The 1,028-nt window shown below is 71.2% G+C and carries 1 protein-coding gene; it reads right to left on the reverse strand.

Annotated elements, in window-relative coordinates:
* On the reverse strand, positions 1-1,028 hold a 1,028-nt coding region (locus tag ACIBR0_RS28730; protein ID WP_396720875.1), incomplete at both ends, for an HAD-IIIA family hydrolase.

Consider the following 1,028-nt stretch of genomic DNA (forward strand, 5'->3'; position numbering starts at 1 on the left):
CGCAGGCGGAGGGTGGGTCGGTCGTCATCGGGCAGGGTGAACCCGGCCGCGGCGGCCAGGGACAGGGCCCGTTCCGGCTCCGGCACACCGACGGGCACCCGGTGACGCACGTCCAGCAACGCACCGGGATAGTCGTCACTGATCGCCGCGATCCGCCGCACCCCCACCGTGCGCAACAGCAACGCCAACGGCAACGCCGACTGATGGAAACTGGTGAAGACCACCGCCTCGTCCGCGCCGACCGCGGCCAACTTCCCGGTCAGGGCGGCGATGTCCGCCGGATCAACCGGACCCGGCGCCGGATCAATCCACGGCAGCCGGTGCTCCACGATCTCATCCACCCCCGGCAGCAGGTCCGCAGCCGCCCGCCCCCGCGGCCCACACAACAGCACCACCCGCTGCGCGTGCGCCGCCACCGCCCGAATCCCCGGCCCCGTCACCAGCACATCCCCGGCCGAATCGGACCGCACCACCAACACCGTGCCCGCCCGACGCGGCACGCTTGCGGTCACCGCCGCCTGACGACGCAGGATCTCGCCCACCGCCGACGGCAGATCCACCGCCACCCACGGCGCCGCGTCAACCTCCTCAGGCCGGGTCACCGGCGTCGGCACCAACACCGCCTGCGCCCCCGCCGCCAGCGCCGCCGTCACATCCCGGCCGATGTCACCCACCATCACGCACCGCTGCGCCGTCGTCCCCAACTCCCGCGCCGCCGCATGCACCAGACCCGGCAACGGCTTCCGACAACCACACCCGTCGGAATCCTCATGCGGACACACCAACCACGCGTCAAAAGGCCCCAACAACTCCTCAACACGCGCATGCACCGCCGCCATCTGCGCCTCGGTGAAAAACCCCCGCGCCAGACCCGACTGGTTCGTCACCACCGCCAACCGCAACCCGGCAGCCCGCAACCGATCCAACGCCACCCGCGCACCCGGCACCGGACGCACCTTCTCCGGATCACCGTTGTACGGCACATCCTCGACCAACGTCCCATCCCGATCCAGCAACACCGCATCGAA

The sequence above is a fragment of the Micromonospora sp. NPDC049497 genome, assembly GCF_044465805.1.
GTDB lineage: Bacteria > Actinomycetota > Actinomycetes > Mycobacteriales > Micromonosporaceae > Micromonospora.